Raw genomic sequence first — 23,876 nt, 5'->3', positions numbered from 1 at the left:
CATGAGCGGCGCAGTGTTCCCGTGGCGCAGCGCCAACCGTTTCGAGTTGTTGATCGACGGCCCGCAATTTTTTCCGCAGATGCTGGTGGGCATTGCCCGGGCCGAGCGGCAAGTGGAGTTGGAATTGTATCTGGTGGAGGCTGGCGCCTGCGCCGAAGCGATGGTGCAGGCGCTGGTGCTGGCCGCCGAGCGCGGCGTGCGGGTGCGCTGCCTGTTTGATGACTACGGCAGCCTGGCGTTTACCCTGGGGCTGCGTAAGCGCCTGACCGACGCCGGTGTGGAGCTGCGTTTCTACAATCGCCTGAGCTGGCGCCGCTGGATGCGCAACCTGTATCGCGACCACCGCAAGCTGTTGCTGATCGACCAGGAAACTGCCGTGGTCGGTGGCACGGGCGTCACCGATGAGTTCTGGACGCCGGGGCAAGACACCGCCGAGTGGCATGAGGTGATGGTGCAGGTCCACGGCCCGCTGGTGCTGGACTGGCAAGCGCTGTTCGAACGGCAATGGCACGCCAATGTCGCGCGCCGTGCGTGGAAGCCCGCCACCCATTTCGGTTTGCCGCGTTTGCCCAAGGTGCCGGCGACGGGGCCAGGCCTGGGCCGAGTGGCCTATGCAGACGCCCGACAGCACCGCGATATCCTGCAATCGCTGATCCGCGCGCTGAACAGCAGCCAGCAACGTATCTGGTTCGCCACGCCGTATTTCCTGCCCACCTGGGGCGTGCGCCGCGCATTGCGTCGGGCCGCAGGGCGTGGGGTGGATGTGCGTTTGCTGCTCACCGGCCCGCGCACCGACCACCCCTCCGTGCGCTACGCCGGGCACCGTTATTACCCGCGCTTGCTGCGTGCAGGCGTGCAGATCTTTGAATACCAGCCGTGCTTTTTGCACCTGAAGATGGCGCTGGTGGACGATTGGGTGAGTATCGGCTCGTGCAACTTCGATCACTGGAATCTGCGCTTCAACCTGGAAGCCAACCTGGAAGCGTTGGACCCCGGGCTGACGCAGGCGGTGGCGGCGAGCTTTACCGCGGATTTTGCCCAGAGCCTGGTGGTCAGCCTGGAAGCGTGGAAGGCGCGGCCGTTGTGGCGGCGGGTGAAGCAGCGGGTGTGGGGGTGGATTGATCGGTTGGTGGTGAACCTGCTGGATCGACGTGGCTAGCAAGAACACTGAGGTCAAATGTGGGAGGGGGCTTGCTCCCACATTTTTTGACCGTGTCAGGTGTTAGAGCAGTTCGAAGGTCTGCTGCTGTACGTCCTGGGAGTCCAGCCCGATCTGCACATTGAACTCACCCGGTTCGGCGGCGAACTTGAGCTGGGTGTTGTAGAACTTCAAGTCGTCCTCGGTGATGGTGAAGTGCAGCGTGCGTTCTTCGCCAGCCTTGAGCATGACCTTCTGGAAGTTCTTCAGCTCCTTGATCGGACGGATCATCGAACCCGCCACGTCCTGGATATACAACTGCACCACGGTTTCGCCATCGACCTTGCCGGTGTTCTGCACCGTGACGCTGGCGTCGAGCTTGCCGGTCTTGTTCAGGGTGGTGGACGACAGCGCCATGTCCGACAGGCTGAACGTGGTGTAGCTCAGGCCATAGCCAAACGGGAACAGCGGCCCGGTGGTGTCATCGAAGTACTGTGAGGTGTAGTTGCCCGGCTTGCCCGGGGTGAATGGCCGGCCAATGGTCAGGTGGTTGTAGTAGGTCGGAATCTGCCCCACGGAGCGTGGGAAGGTGATCGGCAGCTTGCCAGATGGGTTGTAGTCACCGAACAGCACGTCGGCGATGGCGTTGCCGCCTTCGGTACCGGCGAACCAGGTTTCCAGGATCGCGTCGGCTTGTTGTTTCTCTTCCAGGATCGACAGCGGGCGGCCGTTCATCAGTACCAGCACCAGCGGTTTGCCGGTGGCTTTCAGGGCCTTGATCAGGTCGCGCTGGCTTTGCGGGATATTCAGGTCGGTGCGGCTCGACGATTCGTGGGACATGCCACGGGATTCACCCACGGCGGCGACCACCACGTCGGCATCCTTGGCGGCCTTGACCGCTTCATCGATCATCACCTGGGCCGGGCGGGTGTCATCCACCACTTCCGGTGCATCGAAGTTGAGGAAGTTGAGGTAGTCGACCACCGCCTTGTCGTTGGTGATGTTGGCGCCACGGGCGTAGATGATCTTGCCTTTTTCGCCGATGACCGCGTTCATGCCGTCAAGCAGCGTGACCGATTGCTCCGGCTTGCCGGCCGCCGCCCAACTGCCCATCATGTCGATCGGCGCCTTGGCCAGTGGGCCCACGAGCGCGATGGTCGCGGACTTTTTCAGCGGCAGGGCGTCGTTCTGGTTCTTCAGCAGCACCAGGCTGCGGCGCGCCACATCACGGGCCTCGGCACGGTGCAGGCGGCTGTCGGCGTAGGTGTCGGCCGGGTCATCCTCGGCCTTGCCGATGCGCAGGTACGGGTCTTTGAACAGGCCCATGTCGTACTTGGCAGCGAGCACTTCACGCACGGCGTTGTCGATGTCGCTCTGTTCGATCTCGCCGGACTTGAGCAGCCCCGGCAATTCCTTGCCGTACAACGAGTCGTTCATGCTCATGTCGATGCCGGCCTTGATCGCCAGCTTGGCGGCTTCGCGCCCGTCCTTGGCCACGCCGTGCTTGATCAGCTCGAAGATCGCGCCGTGGTCGCTGACGGCCAGGCCCTTGAAGCCCCAGTCCTTGCGCAGCAGGTCGTTCATCAGCCAGGTGTTGGCGGTGGCGGGCACGCCATTGATCGAGTTCAGCGCCACCATCACGCCGCCGGAGCCGGCCTTGATCGCCGCGTGGTACGGCGGCAGGTAGTCCTGGTACATCTTGACCGGGCTCATGTCGACCACGTTGTAGTCACGCCCGCCTTCCACTGCGCCGTAGAGGGCGAAGTGCTTGACGCTGGCCATGATGCTGTCGGCATTCGCGGGGCTGGCGCCCTGGAAGGCCTTGACCATCACCTCGGCAATGCGCGAGACCAGATAGGTGTCTTCACCGAAGCCTTCGGACGTGCGACCCCAGCGCGGGTCGCGGGAGATATCGACCATCGGTGCAAAGGTGATGTCGAGGCTGTCGGCGGCGGCTTCCTGGGCGGCGATACGCCCGGAGCGGCCGATGGCGTCCATGTCCCAGCTGGAGGCCAGGGCCAGGCTGATCGGGAAGATCGTGCGGTGGCCGTGGATCACGTCATAGGCGAAGAACATCGGGATCTTCAAGCGGCTGCGCATGGCCGCGTCCTGCATCGGACGGTTTTCCGGGCGGGTGATGGAGTTGAACGTGCCACCGATGCGGCCGGCGGCGATTTCCTTGCGGATCAGCTCGCGGGGCATTTCTGGGCCGATGCTGATCAGGCGCAATTGGCCGATCTTTTCATCCAGCGTCATCTGCTTGAGCAGGTCGCTGACGAAAGCGTCCTTGTCCTTAAGCGCAGCAGGCTTTGTTTCTGCCCAGACGGGGTGGGTGGCCAGCGTGGCAACAAGGCCGAGCAAACACAGCTTCTTCATGAATATCCTTTTTCGGCTCACTGCACAGCGCTTGGGCTGATCGGCCAAAATGTGGGGAGCGTCTATTGTTGTTCGGGTGTTGTTCAGATAAATGCAGCACACTCTGAACTCTTTATCGCGCTGGGCATCTTTGTAGCTGATTGGCTCGATGCATTCCAGTGGTGGCGGATTATGCCCCAAGCGTGTGGTTTTTAGGGTTAGTCGTCATATTCCATCCAGTTTGGGCAGGAGAAACACCATGCAAGCAGCACAACATTCCCGCTGGGGCCTCAAGGCCGCGGCTTTGCTATTGATCAGCACAGTATTGAGCGGCTGCGGCATCAATAACATCCCGACCCTGGACGAACAGGCCAAGGCGGCCTGGGGCCAGGTGCAGAACCAGTACCAGCGCCGCGCCGACCTGATCCCCAACCTGGTGGAAGTGGTCAAGGGTTACGCCGCCCATGAACAGGACACCCTGACCGCCGTGATCGAGGCGCGGGCCAAGGCCACCTCGATCCAGGTGGATGCCAGCACCCTGGACAACCCGGAAAAACTCAAGCAGTTCCAACAGGCCCAGGACGGTTTGAGCGGTGCCCTCAGCCGCTTGATGGTGGTCTCCGAGCGCTACCCGGACCTGAAGGCCAACCAGAACTTCCTGGCCCTGCAATCCCAGCTCGAGGGCACCGAAAACCGCATCGCCGTGGCCCGTCGCGATTTCATCCAGGCCGTGCAGGCGTACAACACCGAGATCCGCACCTTCCCTGGCCGCCTGTGGCACAGCGTGATGTACAGCGACCTGCCGATCCGCGCCACCTTTGAAGCCACCAGTGCCGATGCCGATAAAGCGCCGCAAGTGAAGTTCAAATAAGGCTGCACTGAGGTGTCGATGCGTTTATTACGGATAGGCCTGGCGCTATGGATGCTGGCCTGCGTGGGGGTGGCCCAGGCGGCGCTGACGTTCCCGGCGTTGAGCGGGCGGGTGGTGGACACCGCCCAGATGATCGACCCGGCCACGCGCGAGCACATCACCCAGCAGTTGCAGGCGCTGGAGCAGACCCGTGGCGACCAGATCGTGGTGGTCACGGTGCCCGACCTGCAGGGCGTGCCCATCGAGGACTACGGTTACCAGTTGGGTCGCCAGTGGGGCATCGGCCAGAAGGGCAAGGACAACGGCGCGTTGCTGATTGTCGCCCGTGACGAGCGCACGTTGCGGATCGAAGTTGGCTATGGCCTTGAAGGCGTGCTCACCGATGCGCAGGCCTGGGTGATCATCAACCAGGTGATTGCGCCCAAGTTCAAGGCCGGCAATTTCAGCCAGGGCATCAGCGACGGCGTGGCGGCGATGGTGCAGGTGGTCGGCGGCGAACCGCTGGCGGTGCCGGCGCATGTGGCGGATGCCAACTTTGCCAAGGATAATCCCGGCTTTTCCATCGGCCTGTTCATCCTGCTGATCGGCGTGTTGTGGCTGTGCAATCGCATGGGCCTGCCGGTGGGCGCGATCTTTTTGGCGATCCTCGGCAGCAGTGGACGCGGCGGCGGTGGCGGGGGAGGTGGCGGCGGTTTCCGAGGCGGCGGTGGTGGCTTCGGCGGCGGCGGCGCGTCGGGCGGCTGGTAATGACAATAACTAGAGAGCAACTACAACCATGGCATTACTGACTGAACACGAGCAGCGCCAAGTCGCCGAAGCGATTGCCCGGGTCGAAAAAACCACCGACGCCGAACTGGTCACCGTGCTGGCGGCCCGCGCCGACGATTACGCCTACATCCCCCTGCTGTGGGCCAGCCTGATCGCCTTGGTGGTACCGGGCGTGGTGCATTACCTGTCGGGCTACCTGACCATGTACACCTTGCTGTTGGCGCAGTGGGCGACGTTCATCGTGTTGTGCCTGCTGTTTCGCCTGCCCAAGGTGACCACCCGCCTGATCCCGCGCTCGGTACGCCATTGGCGCGCCTCCAACCTCGCGCGCCGGCAGTTCCTGGAGCAGAACCTGCACCACACCCTGGGCAGCACCGGGGTGCTGATTTTTGTCAGCGAAGCGGAGCGTTATGTGGAAATCCTGGTGGACGAAGGTATCTCCAAGCGCCTGGATAACAGCAGTTGGGATGCCATCGTCAAGGCGTTTACCCAGCAGGTGAAACAGGGGCAGACGCTGGCTGGGTTTATTGCCTGTATCGAGGCGTGTGGCGAGTTGTTGAAGGTGCATGTACCGGTGACACACGCCCGGAATGAACTGCCAAATCGCCTGGTCGTACTCGAATAGAACATCCAGCACCGGAGATCAAATGTGGGAGGGGGCAGTACCGTTGATCAAATAACCCCGTGCCCTGAACCCCCATCCCCCCTAAAATGCCCGGCATTCCCTGCCCGAGGCGTTTTTGTTCATGTCCGTTACCGCTCAACCTGCCAGCCCCGCGCCGGATCATCACGCCCAGTTCATCGAACTGTTGAGCACAAGCCTTGCGCAGAACGCCTTTATCAAGCTGGTGCTGGCCAAATACGTCGGCGACGAAGCCGAGTTGCAGCGGCTGATCATCAAGGCGGTGACCGTCAAGGAGCAGCCGTGCCTGTCCTTCGTCTACCGCTACAAGACCCGCGACATCACCAAGAACTTGGCGCTGGCCGACGGCGTGGCGGCGATTGCCGCGTTGCTGCCGGGCTCGTTCAAGAACGCGCACCTGCTGTCGCTGACCGACGAAGCCCAGTTGGAATACAGCAAGAAGAACAAAAGCTCGCTGTTCAGGAGCAAGCCTCAGCAACTGCGCGAGGCGCCATCGGCCGAGCATAACCGTGAGAAACATCGCTTCCTCGACCTGAGCCGGCCGTTCCTCGCCGACCTGGGCGTGACCGACGCCAGGCAGGCGCTGATCCCGTCGATGTCGCGCAAGTGGAAGCAGATCAACAAATTCATCGAAGTGTTCAGCCATGCGCTGACCTCCTCACCGCTGAAGCTGGACCAACCGGTGCGCGTCGCCGATTTCGGTTCGGGCAAGGGCTACCTCACGTTTGCGATCCACGACTACCTGCGCAACACCCTCAAGGCCGAAGGCGAAGTCACCGGCGTCGAGTTGCGCGAAGACATGGTGACCCTGTGCAACACCGCCGCCGCTCGCCTGGAACACCCGGGGCTGGTGTTCAAATGTGGTGATGTGCGCAGCGTGGCGCCCAGCCAACTGGACGTGATGATCGCCCTGCATGCCTGTGACGTCGCCACCGATTACGCGATCCACACCGGCATTCGTTCCGGCGCATCGATCATCATGTGCTCGCCGTGCTGCCATAAGCAGATTCGCCTGCAGATCCAGAGCCCGGCGCTGCTCAAGCCGATGCTGCAATACGGCCTGCACCTGGGCCAGCAGGCGGAAATGGTCACCGACAGCTTGCGTGCGTTGTTCCTCGAAGCGTGCGGCTACGAGACCAAGGTGTTCGAGTTCATCTCCCTGGAGCACACCAACAAGAACAAGATGATCCTGGCGGTCAAGCGTGCGGAGCCGGTGGACAACGCGCAGTTGCTGGAGAGAATCCAGGAGTTGAAGGCGTTCTATCACATCTCCGAACACTGCCTGGAAACCCTGCTGCGCGCGGATGGCTACCTTAAATAGGGGCTCACGCCGACTTAGCGATCGGCGCAGCCTGCACCGCGGTCTTGCGCCCGAGCATCACCGTGACGATGACCCCACAGGCAAACACCCAGGTAATCGGCTCGATATGTTCACCAAAGAACAGCGCCGAAAACGCGATGGTGAAGAAGATCTGCAACAGCTGAATCTGGCTGACCCGCGCAATGCCGCCCATGGCCAGGCCGGCGTACCAGGCGAAGAAGCCCAGGAACTGCGAGAACAGCGACACATAGCCGAACGCCCACCAGGCGCGCATCGAGACCGCGCCTTGGTGCTGCGCCGTCAGGTACCACACCGGGCCGATCAACACGGGCGTGGACAGTACCAGCGCCCAGCAGATCACCTGCCAGCCGCCCATCTCCTTGGCCAACCGGCCACCTTCGGCATAGCCCAGGCCACCCACGGCTATCGCGCCGAGCATCAATAAATCGCCGGCCTGGATACTGCCGGCGCCGGTGATCAATGCATAACTCAACACCAACCCGCTGCCCAGCGCCGCGCAGGCCCAGAAGGCTTTCGACGGCCGCTCATGGGACAGCCACGCCGCATACAGCGCCACGCACAGCGGTTGCAGGCCATTGACCAGTGCGCCATGGGAGGCCGGCAAGGTTTGCATGGCCCACGCCGACAGCACCGGGAAGCCCAGAATCACCCCGGCAATGACCAGGCACAAACCCCGCACCTGGCGCCAGGTCGGCCAGCGCTCGCGGCGCCACAGCAACAGCGCCGCCGCCGGGACCGCCGCGAACAAGGCACGGCCCAGGCCGTTGAGCAACGGGTGGATCTCCTGCACCACGATACGGGTGAAGGGCAGGGTCAGGCTGAAGATGATGACACCCAGCAGGCCGAGGGCCATGCCGGTGTTTTCGCGCGAGCTCATGGGCGGGATCCGAAATCCAGAGGGCTTCAAGGGAAGCCCATCTAGCCACAACCCCCGCCGATTGCGGACCTACAGCTGGGTGCGGATTTATCCGTACAGTTTTCAGAAGAAGCGCGTGATGCTGATCTTGGCGTCGCGCCCCTTGGTGTAGGCACGGTCGCCGCTCAGGGCCGGACGGAAGTTGTTGTTGAACATATTGTCCAGCGTGAAGTTGACCTCAGTGCCCTTGAGGTACGCTTGCTGCGGCTTCCATTTGGCGAACAGGCCCTGGGTGTTGTAGCGCTTGTTGCCATACTGGTCGTAGAACACGTCGCCGACGCTGGAGCCCGGGCCGCCCGAATATTTGTCGCTGGGCAGGCGGTCGGTGGCGCCGACGAATTGCCCCGTCCAACCGACCTGGGCATCCCAGGCCGGGATGTTGGTCCCTAACACCAGTACCCATTTGGTCGGCGGAATATCGCGTGCCGACACATCCGGCCCCCACGGGTTGGTGTAGGCCCCTTCGTGTTGGCCGGTGGCATAGGCGTACGATACCGAGCCGAACAGGTAGGTGGAGTTATAGAACGACTCGACCTCGAAGCCCTTGATGGTCAGGCCGCCGATATTGCGATAGTTGGACATCGCCCCCGGCGGGCAGGCCGTGGAAATGCTGCCGCCGTTGATGGCCTGGTTCTGGCAGCCCACACCGGTAGCCTTGAAGATCTCGTCCTCGACTTTGTTGTGGAACAGGGTCGTGCGTATTTGCAGGTTGTCATCCTGGGCGATCAGGTTATCGAAGCTGGTGATGTTACCCACGGTGATCGAGGTGATGCGCTCCGGGTCGAGGTCGACGCTGGTGGCGGTGCGGCTGCCCAGGCCCTGCACTTCGTACTGCTCGTCGATCACCGGCGCGCGCCAGGTCTGGCTCCAATTGGCAAACAGCCCGACATGGGGGGTTACCGTCCAGAACAGCGCCAGGCGCGGCGACCAGCCGGTGTAGGTCCGGTCGCTGTAGTCGTGGCCGACGGCCGGGTCGGGGTTGCTGTAGTACGGCGCATCGTTGGCCTCGCCGCGGTTGCGCACGTGGTCGTAGCGCAGCGATGGGGTAACGGTCACGTCCCCCAGGGTCACCGCGTCCTGGATGAAGAAGCTGTTGGTATCGACCTTGCCATGCGGCATGAAGCCCGGTTGGAAATGCCCGTAGTTGTAGAGTGGGGTGTTGTAGGTGGCGCCGGGCATCCACATCTCGGTTTTGCGGGTGTGCTTGCGAATTTGGCCGCCGAGGGTCACTGCGTGTTGCAAGGGACCCGTGTCAAACAGGCTGACGTTACGGATGTCGAGGTTCTTGTCGGTGTAGGCCGTGTCCATCTTGCGCCCGCCGGTGGCCAGCTGGAAAAACGCCGTGGCATCGCGCTCGTCGGTCTGGTCGGTGTTGGACTGGGAATATTTGACGGTCAGGTCCACCAGCGGGTTGTCCAGGGGCTGGTACTCATACTTGCCCGACCACGTGGTGTCGACGGTATCGCGGTGGGCTAAAAAACGCTTGAGTGCCCCCTCGTAGCCGTAGCGGTCAATGTTGGCCTGAGTCGGTGGCGTGGGGTAGCTGGCGGCGGAAAACGGTGTCCAGCGGTTGCTGTGGGACCGTGAGTAGGACAGGCCGACGCTGTGTTCATCGGTGAAGTGCGCATTGACCTTGAACAGCTTGCCGTCCACATCCTGGGCCGTATTGGGCAGGCGTTGGGGGTTGATCGGGTAACGGTTGTTCTCATTGGGCAGCTTGGCGGCCACCTTCATGTCGTCACCGTCGCGTTTTGTCAGGTAGGCCAGCGCGTCGAAACGGCCATCGTCGGTGCGGCCATACACGGCGCTGCTGTAGACCTGTTCGTGGTCGTTGCTGGAATAACCGTACTTGAGCATCGCACCGCTGTTGCGACCGTCCTTGAGCAAATCCGGGGCATCCTTGGTGGTCATGTTCACCGTACCGCCAAAGCCGCCGTTCCCGCTGAACGGCGAGTTGGGGCCTTTCTCCACTTCGATGCTCTTGATCAACTCAGGCTCGATAAACACGGTGCCTTGCTGGTAGCGCTCGAAACCGCTTTTGGTCGCGCCATCGACGGTCAGCGGCACGTCTTCGGCATCGCCGAAGCCACGGATGTTGATGGTCTGACCGCCGGGTTTCAGTGAGCCACCCTGGCTCACGCCGGGCAGGGTCTGCAACAGGCTGGGGATGTTATTGGCCTGGTAGCGATCGATATCCGCCTGGCTCAGGGTGGAGCGGCCGACGGTGCTCGAGTCGACCTGATTGCCGGTGCCGATCACGCTCAGGGTGTCCAGCTGGATCGCGCCGCTCTGGGTGGTCTTGGCCTCTTCGGGCTTTACCACGTATGTGCTGCCGACCTTGATCAGGGTGAACTCACCGTTTTTCAGCAGGCTGCGAATCGCAACTTCCGGTGTGAAGTCACCGTTGAGCGCCGGTGCCTGCACGTTCTTGAGCAGCTCCTCATCGAACAACAGCTGGATCTTCGCCTGCTGCGCTACTTGGCTCAGGGACGTGGCCAGCGCCTGGGCGGGCAGTTGCAGGGTGAATGACTCGGCTTGGGCGCCGAGGCTGAACGCCAGGCAGGTGGCGATAAGGGTCGGTCGAAGATACAGGTGCGAAGCGTGGCAAGGCGCGCGAAACATGGAATCCCCCGGAGCGGCCAAATGGCCAAAAAGGTGTGCTGATCAGATACAGACCGGAGGAAGACGGGGCAGGCAAAAAAATCCACACCTGCGAATGCAAAATATTCTCAAATAAGAACTTCGCAGGTTATTTGCTCGGTTCAATCCGCACGATGCCATCGGCCGAGACCACGGTTTTCACCGGCAACAGGGCGGGCAGGGCGTTAAGCAGGGCGTCCGGATCATTCACGTCCAGATTGCCCGAGACTTTCAGGTGCGCTACCGCGTTGCTGACCTGCAACGGTGCCTGCGGGCGATACAGGCTCAGTTCATCGATCAGGCTGGCCAGTTCACGGTTGCGGAACGACAAGTGCCCGCTGCGCCAATCGGCGACTTCTTCGGCCGTGAGGGTTTGCTGTTGCAAGGTGCCCTTGGCGTAGCTGTAGATGGCGCGTTGCTGGGCCCCGAGCAGAGAGACGGGGCTTGTGGCGGACGGCTCGAAAGCGACCTGGCCGTGGGCGACGCTGACCACCAGTTGCTGCTGGCTGCGGCGCACATCGAAGCCGGTGCCGACCACCCGCACACTGGCCTCGCCGGCTTGAACGAACAGCGGCCGCTCTTTGTCGGCCGCCACTTCGATATACACCTGGCCCTTGTCCAGGTGCACGATGCGCTGGTGGGCGCTGAAGTCCACGCGCAGGCGGGTGTTGGCATTCACCGACAGGGTGCTGCCATCGGGCAGGTTCAGGGTGCGCATGCCCTTGGCATGGGCCGCCACCTGGCTGTGATACAACTCGCGGGGCGCACCGATGTGAGGGGCCAATACGGCACATAGCACGGCGGCGGCTACGGCCAGGGCCGGGCGCAATACCGATGCTTTGCGCTTGGGCAGCGCCACGGGTTTGTTCAGTTGCTGCAACTGGGCCAGGTCGGCCCACAACTGCTCGAATTCGGCATAGGCGCGGGCATGGGCCGGCGTGGCCTGCCAGGCGGCAAAGGCCTTGCGATCGGCACGGCCTGTGTCGTTCCGGTTGCGCGCAAACCAACTGGCGGCTTGGGCATCGATGGCGTCACTGGCTTCGATATCCAGGCCGTCGGTGTCGCTCAGGCGGTTCATTCTGGCTGCTCCGTGCCGGGGTCGTTTTGAAGGCGTCGCTTGCAATGCAGCAGGGCAAAAGCGATGTGCTTTTCCACCATGCTCGTCGAAATACCCATGCGCTCGGCGATCTGCGCCTGGCTCAGGCCTTCGAAGCGGTGCAGCATAAGGGCTTCTCGCCGGCGGGGCGAGAGTTCGGCGAGGACTTCTTTCAACTGTTCCAGGCGTTGCAGGCGCTGGGCGGCGGCCATGGGGTCGTTTTGCTCGTCGGTGATCGGTTCCGCGTCCCTGTCGGCCTGATCTGGGTGGACGGTCTGCCGTACCTTCTGTTTGCGCCAGTGATCACGCAGCAGGTTGCGTGCCATCTGGAACAAAAATGCCCGTGGCTGTTCGACCTTGGCCCGGTCGCGGTAGTCCAGCCACTGGGTAAAGACGTCCTGGGTCATGTCCGCCGCGTCGCTGGCGTTGTCCGTGCGTCTGCGCAGGAAATACAGAATATCTGCATAGAACCCGCGAAAGGCATCGGCCGACACCGGGTCGGGCTTGGGACGAGACATGGATATCCTTCTTGACGAAGCACGACGTGGAAAAGTCGCGAATGATATCGAGAACCATTGTCATTTGTCTCTATTTTAGACGGGCCCGGATTAAAATATGGGGAGGAGGCAAACCCCTCCCACATAAGGTCGCAGTTTTACCGCAGCAAGGTCTTCAGTTGTTCGATCCCTGCTTCACCCAATGGAAACACCGGCAAACGAGGTTCGCCCGCCTCCAACCCGGTCAGGCGCAGCCCGGCCTTGATCGTCGCCGGCAACCCGCCCTTGAGGATGAACTCCAGCAACGGCAACTGCCGATAAAACAGCTCGCGCGCCTTGTCCAGGTCATTGGCCAGCACCGCCGCATACAACGCCAGGTTCAGGTGCGGGATGAGGTTTGGCGCCGCCGTGCACCAACCCTTGGCTCCGGCCGCGAAGGCTTCCAGGGCCAGCGGGTTGCAGCCGTTGTAGAACGGCACGTCGCTGTGGCGCCGCAGTTGATGCATGCGTTGAACGTCCCCGGTGCTCTCCTTGACCATCGTCACGTTTGCCACCTGCTTGACGATACGCAGGATCAGATCCACCGACATGTCCGTACCGCTGGTGGCCGGGTTGTTGTAGAGCATGATCGGCACGCCGATGCTGTCGCCGATCGCAGCGTAGTGGGCGAGGATTTCCGCCTCGCTGAGCTTCCAATACGAGGCCGGCAGCACCATCACCACATCCGCGCCATTGGCTTCGGCGTAGCGGGCGCGGCGCACGGCCTTGGCGGTGGTCAGGTCGGAGACGCTGACCACCGTGGGCACGCGCCGGGCGATTTTTGCCAGGCTGTAGGCGCTGACTTCGTCCCACTCGGCATCGCTCAAATACGCACCTTCACCGGTGCTGCCCAGAGGCGCGATGGCGTGCACGCCGCTGTCGATCAAACGGTCGATGGAACGACCGAGGGCGTCGAGGTCGATGCGCTGGCCGTCAGCGCTGAACGGGGTGATGGTGTAGCCGATGATGCCGTGAATAGTTGGGCTGGACATGGAAAGTCTCCGGTAGAAAAAGGTCGGGTCAGTTCAGGCAATCGGCGTGCTGGCGCAGGTTCTGCCGCACGTAGTAATTGAACGCGGCGCCGTGGCGCTTGGGTCGGGAAATCCAGGCATGGGCTTCGCGCCCCAGTTGCGGCAGGATCGGCTTGATCGCACCGGCTGCCATGGCGAGCAACTGCAACTTGGCCGCGCGTTCGATCAACTGCGCGATCACGCACGCTTCCTCGACACTCCCTCCGGTCGACAACTGGCCGTGGTGCGACAGCAGGATCGCGCGCTTGTCGCCCAGGGCCTCGGTGATGATTTCCCCCTCTTCATTGCCCACCGGCACGCCCGGCCAGGCCTCCAGGAACGCGCAGTCTTCGTACAACGGGCAGAGGTCCATGTGGGACACCTGCAACGGCACTTCCAACATCGACAGCGCAGCGATATGGGTCGGGTGCGTATGAATAATGCAATTCACATCCGCTCGCCCGCGGTACACCCAGCTGTGAAAGCGGTTGGCCGGGTTGGGGATGCCGTGACCTTCCAGCACCTCAAGATCCTCGTTGACCAGCAACAGGTTGCTGGCCGTGATTTCATCAAAACCCAGGCCCAGTTGCTGGGTGTAGTAGGTGCCCTGTTCAGGCCCGCGCGCGGTGATCTGCCCGGCGAGGCCGGAGTCGTGGCCGTGTTCGAACAGGATTCGGCAAGTGAGCGCCAGCTTTTGCCGGACGGTCCACGTATTATCCGCCAGGGTGTTTTGCATCTGGACCAGCGCTTGCTTGACCAGTTGGTCTTTGGGGAGTGCTAATGTCTTGGCCATATCGGTGTCCTTTGGGTGGTTCAATGGACGTCGGATTTGCTGGTCTCCCGCTGCTCGCAAGGTCGTTGGGTGAGGCAAATGACACTAATGATGCTATATGACACAAAGTGTCATTGGCAAGCGCAGCTTATCGCTTCTGCATGGATTAACCGCAGCACATGTCTATCCGTTTGAAATTATTGAGGAAAAAACTTGGCGTAACCTTGGAGGCCCTGGCTGAAAAGTCCGGGATGACCAAGAGTTACCTGTCCAAGGTCGAGCGTGGGCTCAACACGCCGTCGATTGCCGCTGCGCTGAAACTGGCCAAGGCGTTGAACGTGAAGGTCGAAGAACTGTTCAGCGAAGACCGCGTCAGCCTCGACAGCTACAGCCTGGTGCGCAGCCATGAGCGGCCCGACACCGCGCCGGGTTACGCAGTGCTGGCCCATCAGGTCAGTGAGCGCAGCTTGTTGCCGTTCATCATCTACCCGCCGGCGCAATTCTCCGACAAGACCTTCAAGGAGCACCTTGGAGAGGAGTTCCTGTTCGTGCATGAAGGGGCGGTAGAAGTGGATTTCATGAACGAACGGGTGATTCTGGAGCGCGGCGATGCGCTGCATTTCAATGCGCAGAAGCCGCATCGGCTGCGTTCGGTAGGGCCTGTGCAGGCGCAGCTATTGGTGGTTGTACACAGCTCGCAAGAATGACCGCGCTGACGGTTTGAAATGCGGTCGGTATGGGCGGGAGCAAGCCCCTCCCACCGGTGGCTCAACGTTCGACAGGTACCGACAGTGCGGGGTCACCCAACGGATGCGTGCGCGCGGCAAAAAACTTCAACTGCGCGCCACTGCCATCAAACAACTGCGAATACCGCCGCTTCTGCTGGCGAATAAACCCGTCGCTGCGGCCCGATACCGAGATCGCCAGGGTCGCGGGGCGGGCCTGGCGAATTGCATCCACCACGTGTTGATCCTGCGTTCCCAGGTCATGGCCAAAGATGCACAGCGCGCCCTCATGGCTCAGCAACTGTTCATAGCAGAACGACAGGTAATCCGAGCTGCGGATGGTCTTGAGCTTCTCTTGCACCGTGCCTTCGTTGATAAACAGCGGCACATCGTCCAGGGTCTTGATCGTGTTGTTGATCGCAAAGCTGCTGAGCAAGGTGCTGTCGGTGCTCGGCAATTTGCGTGCGGTGCCGTCAAGGTTGCGCACCAGGTGCAAGCCGCCGTGCAGGTAGAGGATGCGCGTGCTATCGGTGTGGGTGTTGCGCAGGTCGAAGCTGGCATCGGCGCTGCGGAACAGGTCGTCGATGCCCGGCGTGTGCAGGATCGCCCAATAGTTGAGCAGGTCGTAATTGGTGGTGAACACGCTGGTGTAGGTCGCCAGTTCGCGGTTGATCGTCGCCAGCGTCGACGGCTGCACCAGGCGCCACGGAATGTGCACGGCGTGGATGGTATTGATCAGCGCTTCCTTGATCGCGTAGTAGCGATTACGCGGTGCCGCCGAGCTGACCGCCAGGGCCTTGTTGACTCGGCTGGTGGTTTTCAAGGCCCCCAGGGTCTGCTCGAAGCTGCGGGTCTGCAGGGCGTCGAACACGCTGAGCTCGGATGGGCCCAGGGGTTTTTCTTCGACGGTGCGTGCGTTTTCGAACAGCGAGTCGTAGGCAAAGTCTTCCCAAATCGTGCGGCTCGCGCCATTGCCGATCAGAATCCCACTGAAGGCGGTGCGGCTGCGCAGGGCGCTCCAATCTTCAAGGTGGGCGTCAATATCCTGGAAATCCTTCATTGCTGTGGGTCTACTCGAAATCGGCTGGATGGCGACTTTATCACGAGCCGGCGTTGATCCTGGTCAAGATGCCGCAGGCAGGTGAGGTTGATGCTGTAGGCATACACGTCATCCGAGGATTCGCCATGAGCAGCACCTTCTTCATTCCCGCCGTCAACATCATGGGCACCGACTGCCTCGACGAAGCCATGAATGCCATTCGCAACTACGGTTTTCGCAAAGCGCTGATCGTCACCGACGCGGGCCTGGCCAAGGCGGGCGTGGCCGGCATGATCGCCGAGAAGTTGGCGATGCAGGACATCGATTCGGTGATCTACGACGGCGCCAAGCCCAACCCCAATGTGGAAAACGTCGAGAAAGGCCTGGCGTTGCTGCAGCAGAGCGCCTGCGATTTCGTGGTGTCCCTGGGCGGCGGTTCGCCCCATGACTGTGCCAAGGGCATCGCCCTGTGCGCCACCAACGGCGGGCATATCAGCGACTACGAAGGGGTCGACCAATCCAGCAAGCCGCAGATGCCCCTGGTGGCGATCAACACCACCGCAGGCACCGCCAGCGAGATGACGCGTTTCTGCATCATCACCGACGAAACCCGCCACGTGAAAATGGCCATCGTCGACCGCAACGTCACGCCACTGCTGTCGGTCAATGACCCGAGCCTGATGGTCGGCATGCCCAAGGGCCTCACCGCCGCCACCGGCATGGACGCCCTGACCCACGCCATCGAAGCCTACGTGTCCACGGCGGCCACCCCGATCACCGACGCCTGTGCGATCAAGGCCATCGAACTGATCAGCGCCAACCTGCGCCTGGCCGTACGCGACGGCAGCGACAAGGCCGCGCGGGAAAACATGGCCTATGCCCAGTTCCTCGCAGGCATGGCGTTCAACAATGCCTCCCTGGGTTTCGTGCATGCCATGGCCCACCAACTCGGCGGTCTCTATGACCTGCCTCACGGCGTGTGCAACGCGGTGCTGCTGCCCCATGTACAAAGCTTCAACGCCAGCGTCAGTGCCAAGCGCTTGAGCGATGTCGGCCGCGCGCTGGGTGTCGACGCCAAGGGCAGCACTGACGAAGAGGGCGCCCAAGCCGCCATCGCCGCCATTCGCAGCCTGTCCCAGGACGTTGAAATCCCTGCCGGCCTGCGCGAACTGGGTGCCAAGTTGCAGGACATTCCGCTGCTGGCCACCAATGCATTGAAGGACGCATGCGGGCTGACCAACCCACGGCGCGCCGATCAGCGTCAGATTGAGGAGATCTTTCGTAGCGCGTTCTGATCTGTCCGGCAACTGGCGGCGCACATGAACGCGCCGCCAGCCAATGCCACGCACAAGAGCGTCAATGGCCAAGCCTGCTGGCTCACCAGCAGGCTTGCTACGCCGCCGATCAACGCCGCCATCAACTGATGCATGAAGCCACTCAAGGCCATGGCATAGGAACCGCTGACCGGCGACTGATCATTAGCCAGTGACAAACTGATGGGGTAACTCATCGATTGCCCAAATACCGCCAGGCAATACGGCAACCACAACAACAGCGCGATCCCGCTGGCAAACACACTGCCCAACAGCATCAGCGCCGTTCCCATTAACGCCAGCGCCACGCCCCAGCTCATCATCGTCAACCGCCCCATCCGCGCGACGAAGCGGTTGACCATCAACGCCCCCGCCAGATAGGCCCCGCTGATCGGCCACCCCAGCCAGCCGTACTGCGCCGCGCTCCACTCGAAGCGCCCTTGCAGTATCAGCGGAGCACAGGTGTTGAAGGCAATGATCACCCCATAGCCCAGCCCACCGGCCAATGCTGCGTGTAGAAAGGGGGGATGCCGCACAATCGTGGCGTAGATCCGCCAGGCTGAGTCTGGCGAATCAGCCTTCATCACTGACGGAAACACCACCCTTTGCAGCACAGCAATCAACGTGAGGGCACTTATTGCCAACCCATAGAAAATGGCCTTCCAGCCGAAGGCCGCCTGCAACAGCGCCCCCATGAACTGGCCGATACCTAGCGCGATTACAAACGTCATCCCCAGCCACGACAACCCTCTGGCCAAAAGCGCCCCGCTGAAACTGTCCCGCACCAACACCCTGGCCATGACCGCGACTCCACCCGCGCCCAAACCCTGAATCAGGCGTAATGACAAAAAAGACTCGACGTTAAATGCCGATGGAATCGCCGCGCTTGCCGAGGCATATACCGCCAGCGCCGCCAGCAGGACCGGCTTTCTGCCAAAACGCTCCCCCAGGCTGCCCCAGAGCAACATCGGCAGCGCCATGCCCACCAGGTACACGGCCAGGGCCAGTGCGACGTAGTCCTCGGCGGCGAGCAGGGACTGGGCGATGACCGGCACAGCGGGCAAATAGCTGCTAATGCCGACTTGGGCGAGGAAGGCGGCGCAGCAAGCGAGGGCGAGACGGGTGGTGTTTTTCAAGGGGAGGCGTCCTGCGCCTTAAGTTCTGCGTACGTCATCGTAAGTCGATTCCTCCGTATGGATCCGAACAATGATTGATGTTTATGCTCATTGAGAAATAAGAGTGAGTATGTGGCGGTTGTTTATAGTAGGTGCGCAATTTATTTTGCGTCTTTATGTTCCTGTATTAAGGCTGTCAGTGTGGAGCAAAACAACTCTACTGTTTTAGGGCTCATGTCTGCCCGAAGAGTTATACGTAATGCTGCTTTTTCCTTGGGCACGACAGGAAAAAATACGGCAGAGGTGAAAAATCCGCTGTCAGCCAGTCGCATAGCGAGTTTGTTCGCTTTTTCAGCCTCGCCGCAGGTTACCAATCGTATTGCGGTGTCGGCACCCTGTTGTTCAGTGTGGATAAGGCTGTCGAATAACCGGATATTGGTTTGAAGCTGTTCTTGAAGCACGGATAGCTCGGTTGTTTGATGTATTTTTATTGACGCCAGCCCGGCTCCTATAGCGGCAGAATTGAGACTTTGGGACCAGTTACTGGGCCCGCCGTATCGATACATTAGACTTTTCTGTCTTTCTCTACCGAACATGATCATTCCTCCACTGGCACCAAATGATTTGCCTAGAGAGGCCACGATTAAGGTTTTATTGTCTATCTCTTGCAAGCGCGGCCGGATAAAACCGGCCCCTTTATCTCCAAATGCGGACAAGGCGTGGGAGTCATCCAAATAAAGGAACAGTCCGTAACGCGCCTTCAAGTAGAGCAGGCTATCGATATCTGCGACTCCACCCATGCTGTATATGCCGTCTGCTATGTAAGCTACATGTTTACGTTTTTTGCACAAGTCTTCAATCCAGCACATGTCATTGTGAGGCGCGGTTTTTACTTCTGTTTCATCTGCGCACGAGGCTTTAATATGATTCATTGAATAGTGGGAATATTTGTCGAATATCATTGTGGGTGGGGAGTTATTGGTAAATACGCCGCTGGCGAGCATGGGCAAGAGTCCGGAGCTGGCCGCACTACAGGACAAAGTGCTGAGGCAGATTGAGTTGAAAAGGCCTGATAGCTCTGTTTCATATCGTTCAAGTATTTCAAGTTTGCATCGATTTTTTGAGTTTGCAATGCGAAGTGTTTTGGCTTTCTTTTATTCCTTGGATAGCCCCTTTTAGTATCTTTGGGTTATAGTCGAGGCCAAGATATGATGTTGTGCAAAAGTGATGAGGTTTTCGTCCGTACTGATCAATAAGTTGGTTGTTGCTTTTGACTTTTACATTAAGTTCGCAAATTCGGCCTGACTGTGCTGAGTGCCAGTCTCTGTCGGCAAGGTCGATCAGTTTTTTGTAATTTGTGAACTGATTTTTTGAATGAATATTTTCCATTGTTTTTACCTGTCCTTAGGGAAGGCAAAAACAGTAAAGGGAAAATTTTGATAAGGTAAGTCAGATATTTCCCATGCAAGCTACTCCGAATGGATATTTTGTTGTGAGTAAGGTCCTACATTTTGTAAGTCCCAATGGACATCCGACCGATTCTTATGTGCATGACTCAACGTAGCGGATCCAGGGAGCATTTGATTGTGATTGGGTAAATGAATGCAGTGGGGGCGTTCGCGTTTTGTTGAGGTCGTATCCCGCAGGATTGAGTAAGGTGTCCGCATACCGGCCGGATGTGACGATGGCCTTCAAGGACCTGTCTCTTGGGTAGTCGAAACCATATGGATGAAGGGAGTACTTGATGAGAGTTCTGTTATTCGGTGCCACCGGCATGGTCGGCCAGGGCGTCCTGCGCGAGTGCCTGCTGGCCGCTGACGTACAGGAAGTCGTCGCCGTCGGCCGCACGCCCCTGACCCGGGAACACGGCAAGTTGCATCAGGTATTGCACAGCGACATGCTGGATTTCCAACCCCTGGAAAACCTGCTGCAAGGGTTTGACGCGTGTTTCTTCTGCCTCGGCGTGTCGTCTGCCGGCCTGAATGAAACCAAGTACACCCACCTCACTTATGACCTGACCCTCGTCGCCGCCAGCACCCTGGCGCGGCTTAATCCGCAGATGACGTTTATCTACGTGTCCGGCGCCGGTACCGACAGCTCCGAAGCGGGCAAGTCGATGTGGGCGCGGGTCAAGGGCAAGACCGAGAATGCCCTGCTGCGCCTGCCGTTCAAGGCGGTGTTCCTGTTCCGGCCGGGGATCATTCAGCCGCTGCACGGTGTGCGCTCGAAGACGCCGTTGTATCAAGCCTTCTATTCCGTACTCGGGCCCGTACTGTCGTTGGTGCGTCGGGTCAAGCCGGGCTGGGTGGTGAGCACCGAGACTGTCGGCCGGGCGATGCTCGCGGCGGTGCGCCATGGCGCGCCGCAACCGGTGGTGGAACAGGCCGAGATCAATCGCCTGGCGTCCGAGCGCGCCTGATGTTGCACAAGAGCCTGGTGCGTCGCCTTGACTTGATCACCCTGCAGCTGTTCGTCGCGGTGTTCGAAGAGGGCACCCTGACCCGTGCCGCCGCCCGCGAAGCCATCGCCGTGTCGGCAGCCAGCAAGCGTTTGATGGAGCTGGAGCAGGTGCTGGGGGTGAGCCTGTTCGTGCGACGGGCCAAGGGCATGGACCTCACCGCCGCCGGCGAAACCCTGCTGCACCATGCCCGGCAGATGCTGTTCAACGTGGAAAAAATGGGCCTGGAGCTTGGCGAGCATAGCCATGGCGTGCGCGGTTACGTGCGGATGCTGGCCAATCTCTCGGCGATTATTCAGTTTCTTCCGGAAGACTTGCGGGATTTTTCCAGGCTGCATCCCGAAGTGAAAACCGACCTCGAAGAACGCCCCAGCAACGGCGTGGTGCAAGGTGTGCTGGATGGGGTGGCGGACCTGGGGATCTGCTCCAGTGATACCGACACCAAGGGCCTGCCCAGCGTGACCTATCGCCACGACAAACTGGTGGTGTTGATGCCGGCGGATCACCCCTTGGCGCCGCGCGAAAGCCTGGCCTTCGCCGAGACCCTGGACAGTGACTACGTGGGCCTGCACGCCGCCAGCTCGATCAACATGCGCACCCACGCCGCCGCGCGCGAGGCCGGCAAGACACTGCGCCTGCGTATTCATGTGCCGGGCTTTGATGCGATGTGCCGGATGGTCCAGGCGAACATGGGCATCGGCATCCTGCCGCTGAAGGCCTATGAGTTGTTTGGCCGTGCCCTGGGCCTGCATGCCGTGCCGCTGACCGATGCCTGGTCGGACCGCAGTTTGATCCTGGTGGTGCGCGATGAGGCGCAGTTGTCACCCGTGAGCCGGCTGTTGTTCGATTACCTGAGCGTTCGCATTCAGCGAACGCTCCTTGCCAACTGACGGTTGGATTTTTCCTGTCCCTGTCCTCTAGCCTTGGCTGCACATTCCAAGAATAAGAGGTACACCCCATGACGGCTCCCTTGAGCGGTATCAAGGTGATTGAGATCGGCACGCTGATTGCCGCACCGTTCGCCGCCCGGCTGATGGCCGAGTTCGGCGCCGAGGTGATCAAGATCGAAGCCCTGGGGCAGGGTGATCCACTTCGTAAATGGCGAAAGCTGCATGAAGGCACCTCGCTGTGGTGGTACCTGCAATCGCGCAACAAGAAATCCCTGGCCCTGGACCTCAAGTCCGCTGAAGGCCTGGACCTGATCAAGCAGCTGCTCGGCGACGCCGATGTGCTGATCGAAAACCTGCGCCCCGGTGGCCTGGAAAAACTCGGCCTGGGCTGGGACGTACTGCACGCGCTCAACCCCAAGCTGACCCTGGTGCGTATCTCCGGCTACGGCCAGACCGGCCCGTACCGCGACCGCCCTGGTTTCGGTGCCATCGGCGAAGCCATGGGCGGGATTCGCTACACCACCGGCAACCCCGACTCGCCCCCGGCGCGGGTCGGCGTCAGCCTAGGCGACTCCCTGGCGTCGTTGCATGGCGTGATCGGCGCGCTGATGGCGTTGCTGCGGGTCAAGACGGGCCAGGGCGACGGGCAGGTTGTCGATGTGTCCCTGGCGGAAAGCGTGTTCAACCTGATGGAAAGCCTGGTGCCCGAATACGACATGCTCGGCCACGTGCGTGAGCGCAGCGGCGGTGCCTTGCCCGGTATCGCACCTTCGAATACCTACCTGACCGCCGACGGTGCCTATGTGGTGATCGCCGGTAACAGCGACCCGATCTACAAGCGCCTGATGACCACCATCGGCCGTGCCGACCTGGCCGAAGCCGCCGAATTCGCCCACAACGATGGCCGTGCGGCGAAAAGCGCTTTGCTCGATGCCGCCATCACCCACTGGACCAGCAGCCTGCCTATCGAGCAGGTGCTCAGCGCCCTGGAAGCCGCCGAAGTGCCGGCCGGGCGCATCTACTCCGTGGCCGATATCGTCAGCGACCCGCACTACCAGGCGCGCGACATGTTGCTCAATGCCGAACTGCCGGGCGGTGTGTCGGTGAAGATGCCCGGCATCGTACCCAAGCTCTCGGAAACCCCCGGCGCCGTGAACTGGCAGGGCCCGAGCCTGGGCCAGCACACCGATGACATCCTCGGCAGCCTGGGCCTTACGGTTGCCGACATCCAACGCCTGAAAACCTCGGGGGTGGTGCAATGATCACCGACTATTCCGACTCGCTGATCGTGCAGGAAGTGTCCCCGCGCGATGGCCTGCAAATCGAGCCGACCTGGGTCGAGACCGCTGACAAGATCGCCCTGATCGACCAGCTTTCCCTGGCCGGTTTTTCGCGGATCGAAGCCGGTTCCTTCGTGTCGCCCAAGGCCATCCCTGCATTGCGCGATGGCGAACACGTGTTCCAGGGCATTGCGCGCAAAGCCGGGGTGATCTACGTTGCGCTGATCCCTAACCTCAAGGGCGCCCAGCGCGCCGTCGAGTCGCGCGCCGATGAACTGAACCTGGTGATGTCGGCCAGCCAGACCCACAACCTGGCGAATATGCGCATGCGGTGCGAGGCGTCGTTGGCGGCATTCGGCGAGATCGTCAGCTTTGCCGCCGGGCACCCGGTACGCCTCAACGGCAGCATCGCCACCACCTTTGGCTGCCCGTTCGAAGGCAGGATCGATGAAGACCGCGTGCTGCAACTGGTCGAGGCCTATCTGCAACTCGGCATCCAGGGCATCAGCCTTGCCGACACCACCGGCATGGCCAACCCGCGCCAGGTGGAACGCCTGGTCAAGCGCGTGTTGCAACACGTGCCGGCCAGCGACCTGACCCTGCATTTCCATAACACCCGCGGCCTGGGCCTGTGCAATGTGCTGGCCGCCTACGAAGCCGGGGCACGGCGTTTTGACGCGGCGTTGGGTGGCCTGGGTGGGTGCCCGTTTGCGCCGGGGGCGTCGGGCAATATCTGCACCGAAGACCTGGTCAACCTGTGTGAAGAGGTGGGCATTCACACCGGAGTCGACCTGCCGCACCTGCTGAACCTGTCCCGCCGCTTGCCGGTCTTGCTGGGCCATGAATTGCCTGGCCAGGTGGCCAAGGCCGGGCGCAATTGCGACCTGCATCCGCCGCCGGACTACATCGCCGCCTTGTAACGCCATACCAGACAACAAAAACAATCGGACGCCTGTGAGCAGTCCGCTG

The 23,876-nt window shown here is 61.1% G+C and carries 20 protein-coding genes and 1 pseudogene; 11 read left to right on the top strand and 10 right to left on the bottom strand.

Annotated features, from left to right (window positions below):
• Window position 1 precedes the first annotated feature (1 nt).
• Window positions 2–1,159 (top strand): phospholipase D-like domain-containing protein, encoded by a 1,158-nt coding sequence (locus FX984_RS23400; RefSeq protein ID WP_027604381.1) that lies wholly within the window; start codon window positions 2–4, stop codon window positions 1,157–1,159.
• Between the two features lie 63 nt (window positions 1,160–1,222).
• On the opposite strand, the gene bglX is transcribed toward FX984_RS23400, so the two are convergent.
• Window positions 1,223–3,514, bottom strand: a complete 2,292-nt coding sequence (gene bglX, locus FX984_RS23395) for a beta-glucosidase BglX (RefSeq protein WP_098480238.1) — start codon at window positions 3,512–3,514, stop codon at window positions 1,223–1,225.
• A gap of 238 nt (window positions 3,515–3,752) precedes the next feature.
• Here bglX and FX984_RS23390 point away from each other — a divergent pair, with 238 nt between their 5' ends.
• From FX984_RS23390 to FX984_RS23375, 4 genes are all read left to right on the top strand, one after another.
• The gene (locus FX984_RS23390) at window positions 3,753–4,364 is read left to right on the top strand and encodes a LemA family protein (RefSeq protein ID WP_065928260.1); all 612 of its coding nucleotides are present in this window, start codon (window positions 3,753–3,755) and stop codon (window positions 4,362–4,364) included.
• An 18-nt stretch (window positions 4,365–4,382) separates the two neighbouring features.
• Window positions 4,383–5,111, top strand: coding sequence for a TPM domain-containing protein (locus FX984_RS23385; protein WP_027604378.1), 729 nt, complete (start codon window positions 4,383–4,385; stop codon window positions 5,109–5,111).
• A gap of 28 nt (window positions 5,112–5,139) precedes the next feature.
• The gene (locus FX984_RS23380; protein WP_027604377.1) at window positions 5,140–5,757 is read left to right on the top strand and encodes a TPM domain-containing protein; all 618 of its coding nucleotides are present in this window, start codon (window positions 5,140–5,142) and stop codon (window positions 5,755–5,757) included.
• A 121-nt stretch (window positions 5,758–5,878) separates the two neighbouring features.
• Entirely contained in the window at window positions 5,879–7,096 is a 1,218-nt protein-coding gene (locus tag FX984_RS23375; protein ID WP_027604376.1) for a class I SAM-dependent methyltransferase, read from the top strand.
• A gap of 4 nt (window positions 7,097–7,100) precedes the next feature.
• On the opposite strand, the gene FX984_RS23370 is transcribed toward FX984_RS23375, so the two are convergent.
• The 6 genes from FX984_RS23370 to FX984_RS23345 all read right to left on the bottom strand — a co-directional run bounded on the left by FX984_RS23370 (window position 7,101) and on the right by FX984_RS23345 (window position 14,108).
• Window positions 7,101–7,994, bottom strand: coding sequence for a DMT family transporter (locus FX984_RS23370; protein WP_027604375.1), 894 nt, complete (start codon window positions 7,992–7,994; stop codon window positions 7,101–7,103).
• Window positions 7,995–8,096: 102 nt separating this feature from the next.
• Window positions 8,097–10,655 carry a TonB-dependent receptor gene (locus tag FX984_RS23365; protein ID WP_092356515.1) on the bottom strand — a complete coding sequence of 853 codons (2,559 nt, stop codon included), beginning with the start codon at window positions 10,653–10,655 and terminating at the stop codon, window positions 8,097–8,099.
• 127 nt (window positions 10,656–10,782) lie between these two features.
• On the bottom strand, window positions 10,783–11,751 hold the full coding sequence (locus tag FX984_RS23360) for a FecR family protein (protein ID WP_027604373.1): 969 nt from the start codon (window positions 11,749–11,751) through the stop codon (window positions 10,783–10,785).
• The gene (locus FX984_RS23355; RefSeq protein WP_027604372.1) at window positions 11,748–12,287 is read right to left on the bottom strand and encodes an RNA polymerase sigma factor; all 540 of its coding nucleotides are present in this window, start codon (window positions 12,285–12,287) and stop codon (window positions 11,748–11,750) included. The genes FX984_RS23360 and FX984_RS23355 overlap by 4 nt, the downstream gene beginning before the upstream one ends.
• A 137-nt stretch (window positions 12,288–12,424) precedes the next feature.
• Window positions 12,425–13,297 (bottom strand): dihydrodipicolinate synthase family protein, encoded by an 873-nt coding sequence (locus FX984_RS23350; protein ID WP_027604371.1) that lies wholly within the window; start codon window positions 13,295–13,297, stop codon window positions 12,425–12,427.
• Window positions 13,298–13,325: 28 nt separating this feature from the next.
• On the bottom strand, window positions 13,326–14,108 hold the full coding sequence (locus FX984_RS23345) for an aldolase (protein WP_027604370.1): 783 nt from the start codon (window positions 14,106–14,108) through the stop codon (window positions 13,326–13,328).
• 158 nt (window positions 14,109–14,266) lie between these two features.
• Here FX984_RS23345 and FX984_RS23340 point away from each other — a divergent pair, with 158 nt between their 5' ends.
• Window positions 14,267–14,794, top strand: coding sequence for a helix-turn-helix domain-containing protein (locus FX984_RS23340; RefSeq protein ID WP_027604369.1), 528 nt, complete (start codon window positions 14,267–14,269; stop codon window positions 14,792–14,794).
• Between the two features lie 61 nt (window positions 14,795–14,855).
• On the opposite strand, the gene FX984_RS23335 is transcribed toward FX984_RS23340, so the two are convergent.
• On the bottom strand, window positions 14,856–15,872 hold the full coding sequence (locus FX984_RS23335) for a DUF4917 family protein (protein WP_027604368.1): 1,017 nt from the start codon (window positions 15,870–15,872) through the stop codon (window positions 14,856–14,858).
• Window positions 15,873–15,997: 125 nt separating this feature from the next.
• On the opposite strand from FX984_RS23335, the gene yiaY reads away from it, so the two are divergent.
• Window positions 15,998–17,146: an L-threonine dehydrogenase gene (gene yiaY, locus FX984_RS23330; protein WP_098480233.1), complete on the top strand. Its 1,149-nt coding sequence runs from the start codon at window positions 15,998–16,000 to the stop codon at window positions 17,144–17,146.
• Here the strand turns inward: yiaY and FX984_RS23325 are convergent.
• The gene (locus FX984_RS23325) at window positions 17,113–18,300 is read right to left on the bottom strand and encodes an MFS transporter (protein ID WP_146475796.1); all 1,188 of its coding nucleotides are present in this window, start codon (window positions 18,298–18,300) and stop codon (window positions 17,113–17,115) included. The genes yiaY and FX984_RS23325 overlap by 34 nt on opposite strands.
• Window positions 18,301–18,440: 140 nt before the next feature.
• Window positions 18,441–19,668: pseudogene (locus FX984_RS23320) on the bottom strand (aminotransferase class I/II-fold pyridoxal phosphate-dependent enzyme).
• A 355-nt stretch (window positions 19,669–20,023) separates the two neighbouring features.
• On the opposite strand from FX984_RS23320, the gene FX984_RS23315 reads away from it, so the two are divergent.
• The 4 genes from FX984_RS23315 to FX984_RS23300 all read left to right on the top strand — a co-directional run bounded on the left by FX984_RS23315 (window position 20,024) and on the right by FX984_RS23300 (window position 23,827).
• Window positions 20,024–20,698 carry an NAD(P)H-binding protein gene (locus FX984_RS23315; RefSeq protein WP_027604365.1) on the top strand — a complete coding sequence of 225 codons (675 nt, stop codon included), beginning with the start codon at window positions 20,024–20,026 and terminating at the stop codon, window positions 20,696–20,698.
• Window positions 20,698–21,627 carry a LysR family transcriptional regulator gene (locus tag FX984_RS23310; protein ID WP_027604364.1) on the top strand — a complete coding sequence of 310 codons (930 nt, stop codon included), beginning with the start codon at window positions 20,698–20,700 and terminating at the stop codon, window positions 21,625–21,627. The genes FX984_RS23315 and FX984_RS23310 overlap by 1 nt, the downstream gene beginning before the upstream one ends.
• 68 nt (window positions 21,628–21,695) lie before the next feature.
• Window positions 21,696–22,889, top strand: coding sequence for a CaiB/BaiF CoA transferase family protein (locus tag FX984_RS23305; protein WP_027604363.1), 1,194 nt, complete (start codon window positions 21,696–21,698; stop codon window positions 22,887–22,889).
• Window positions 22,886–23,827, top strand: coding sequence for a hydroxymethylglutaryl-CoA lyase (locus FX984_RS23300; protein ID WP_092356524.1), 942 nt, complete (start codon window positions 22,886–22,888; stop codon window positions 23,825–23,827). The genes FX984_RS23305 and FX984_RS23300 overlap by 4 nt, the downstream gene beginning before the upstream one ends.
• The last annotated feature ends 49 nt before the right edge of the window (window positions 23,828–23,876 follow it).

It is taken from the genome of Pseudomonas marginalis (assembly GCF_008692035.1).
In the GTDB taxonomy this organism is placed as follows: Bacteria; Pseudomonadota; Gammaproteobacteria; order Pseudomonadales; family Pseudomonadaceae; genus Aquipseudomonas; species Aquipseudomonas marginalis.
This window is presented reverse-complemented; position numbering and strand designations above follow the sequence as displayed.

Bases quoted from the DNA above. Each gene is read 5' to 3' on its own strand.
- FX984_RS23400 (WP_027604381.1), top strand. From the start codon at position 2: ATGAGCGGCGCAGTGTTCCCGTGGCGCAGCGCCAACCGTTTCGAGTTG.
- bglX (WP_098480238.1), bottom strand. From the start codon at position 3,514: ATGAAGAAGCTGTGTTTGCTCGGCCTTGTTGCCACGCTGGCCACCCAC.
- FX984_RS23390 (WP_065928260.1), top strand. From the start codon at position 3,753: ATGCAAGCAGCACAACATTCCCGCTGGGGCCTCAAGGCCGCGGCTTTG.
- FX984_RS23385 (WP_027604378.1), top strand. From the start codon at position 4,383: ATGCGTTTATTACGGATAGGCCTGGCGCTATGGATGCTGGCCTGCGTG.
- FX984_RS23380 (WP_027604377.1), top strand. From the start codon at position 5,140: ATGGCATTACTGACTGAACACGAGCAGCGCCAAGTCGCCGAAGCGATT.
- FX984_RS23375 (WP_027604376.1), top strand. From the start codon at position 5,879: ATGTCCGTTACCGCTCAACCTGCCAGCCCCGCGCCGGATCATCACGCC.
- FX984_RS23370 (WP_027604375.1), bottom strand. From the start codon at position 7,994: ATGAGCTCGCGCGAAAACACCGGCATGGCCCTCGGCCTGCTGGGTGTC.
- FX984_RS23365 (WP_092356515.1), bottom strand. From the start codon at position 10,655: ATGTTTCGCGCGCCTTGCCACGCTTCGCACCTGTATCTTCGACCGACC.
- FX984_RS23360 (WP_027604373.1), bottom strand. From the start codon at position 11,751: ATGAACCGCCTGAGCGACACCGACGGCCTGGATATCGAAGCCAGTGAC.
- FX984_RS23355 (WP_027604372.1), bottom strand. From the start codon at position 12,287: ATGTCTCGTCCCAAGCCCGACCCGGTGTCGGCCGATGCCTTTCGCGGG.
- FX984_RS23350 (WP_027604371.1), bottom strand. From the start codon at position 13,297: ATGTCCAGCCCAACTATTCACGGCATCATCGGCTACACCATCACCCCG.
- FX984_RS23345 (WP_027604370.1), bottom strand. From the start codon at position 14,108: ATGGCCAAGACATTAGCACTCCCCAAAGACCAACTGGTCAAGCAAGCG.
- FX984_RS23340 (WP_027604369.1), top strand. From the start codon at position 14,267: ATGTCTATCCGTTTGAAATTATTGAGGAAAAAACTTGGCGTAACCTTG.
- FX984_RS23335 (WP_027604368.1), bottom strand. From the start codon at position 15,872: ATGAAGGATTTCCAGGATATTGACGCCCACCTTGAAGATTGGAGCGCC.
- yiaY (WP_098480233.1), top strand. From the start codon at position 15,998: ATGAGCAGCACCTTCTTCATTCCCGCCGTCAACATCATGGGCACCGAC.
- FX984_RS23315 (WP_027604365.1), top strand. From the start codon at position 20,024: ATGAGAGTTCTGTTATTCGGTGCCACCGGCATGGTCGGCCAGGGCGTC.
- FX984_RS23310 (WP_027604364.1), top strand. From the start codon at position 20,698: ATGTTGCACAAGAGCCTGGTGCGTCGCCTTGACTTGATCACCCTGCAG.
- FX984_RS23305 (WP_027604363.1), top strand. From the start codon at position 21,696: ATGACGGCTCCCTTGAGCGGTATCAAGGTGATTGAGATCGGCACGCTG.
- FX984_RS23300 (WP_092356524.1), top strand. From the start codon at position 22,886: ATGATCACCGACTATTCCGACTCGCTGATCGTGCAGGAAGTGTCCCCG.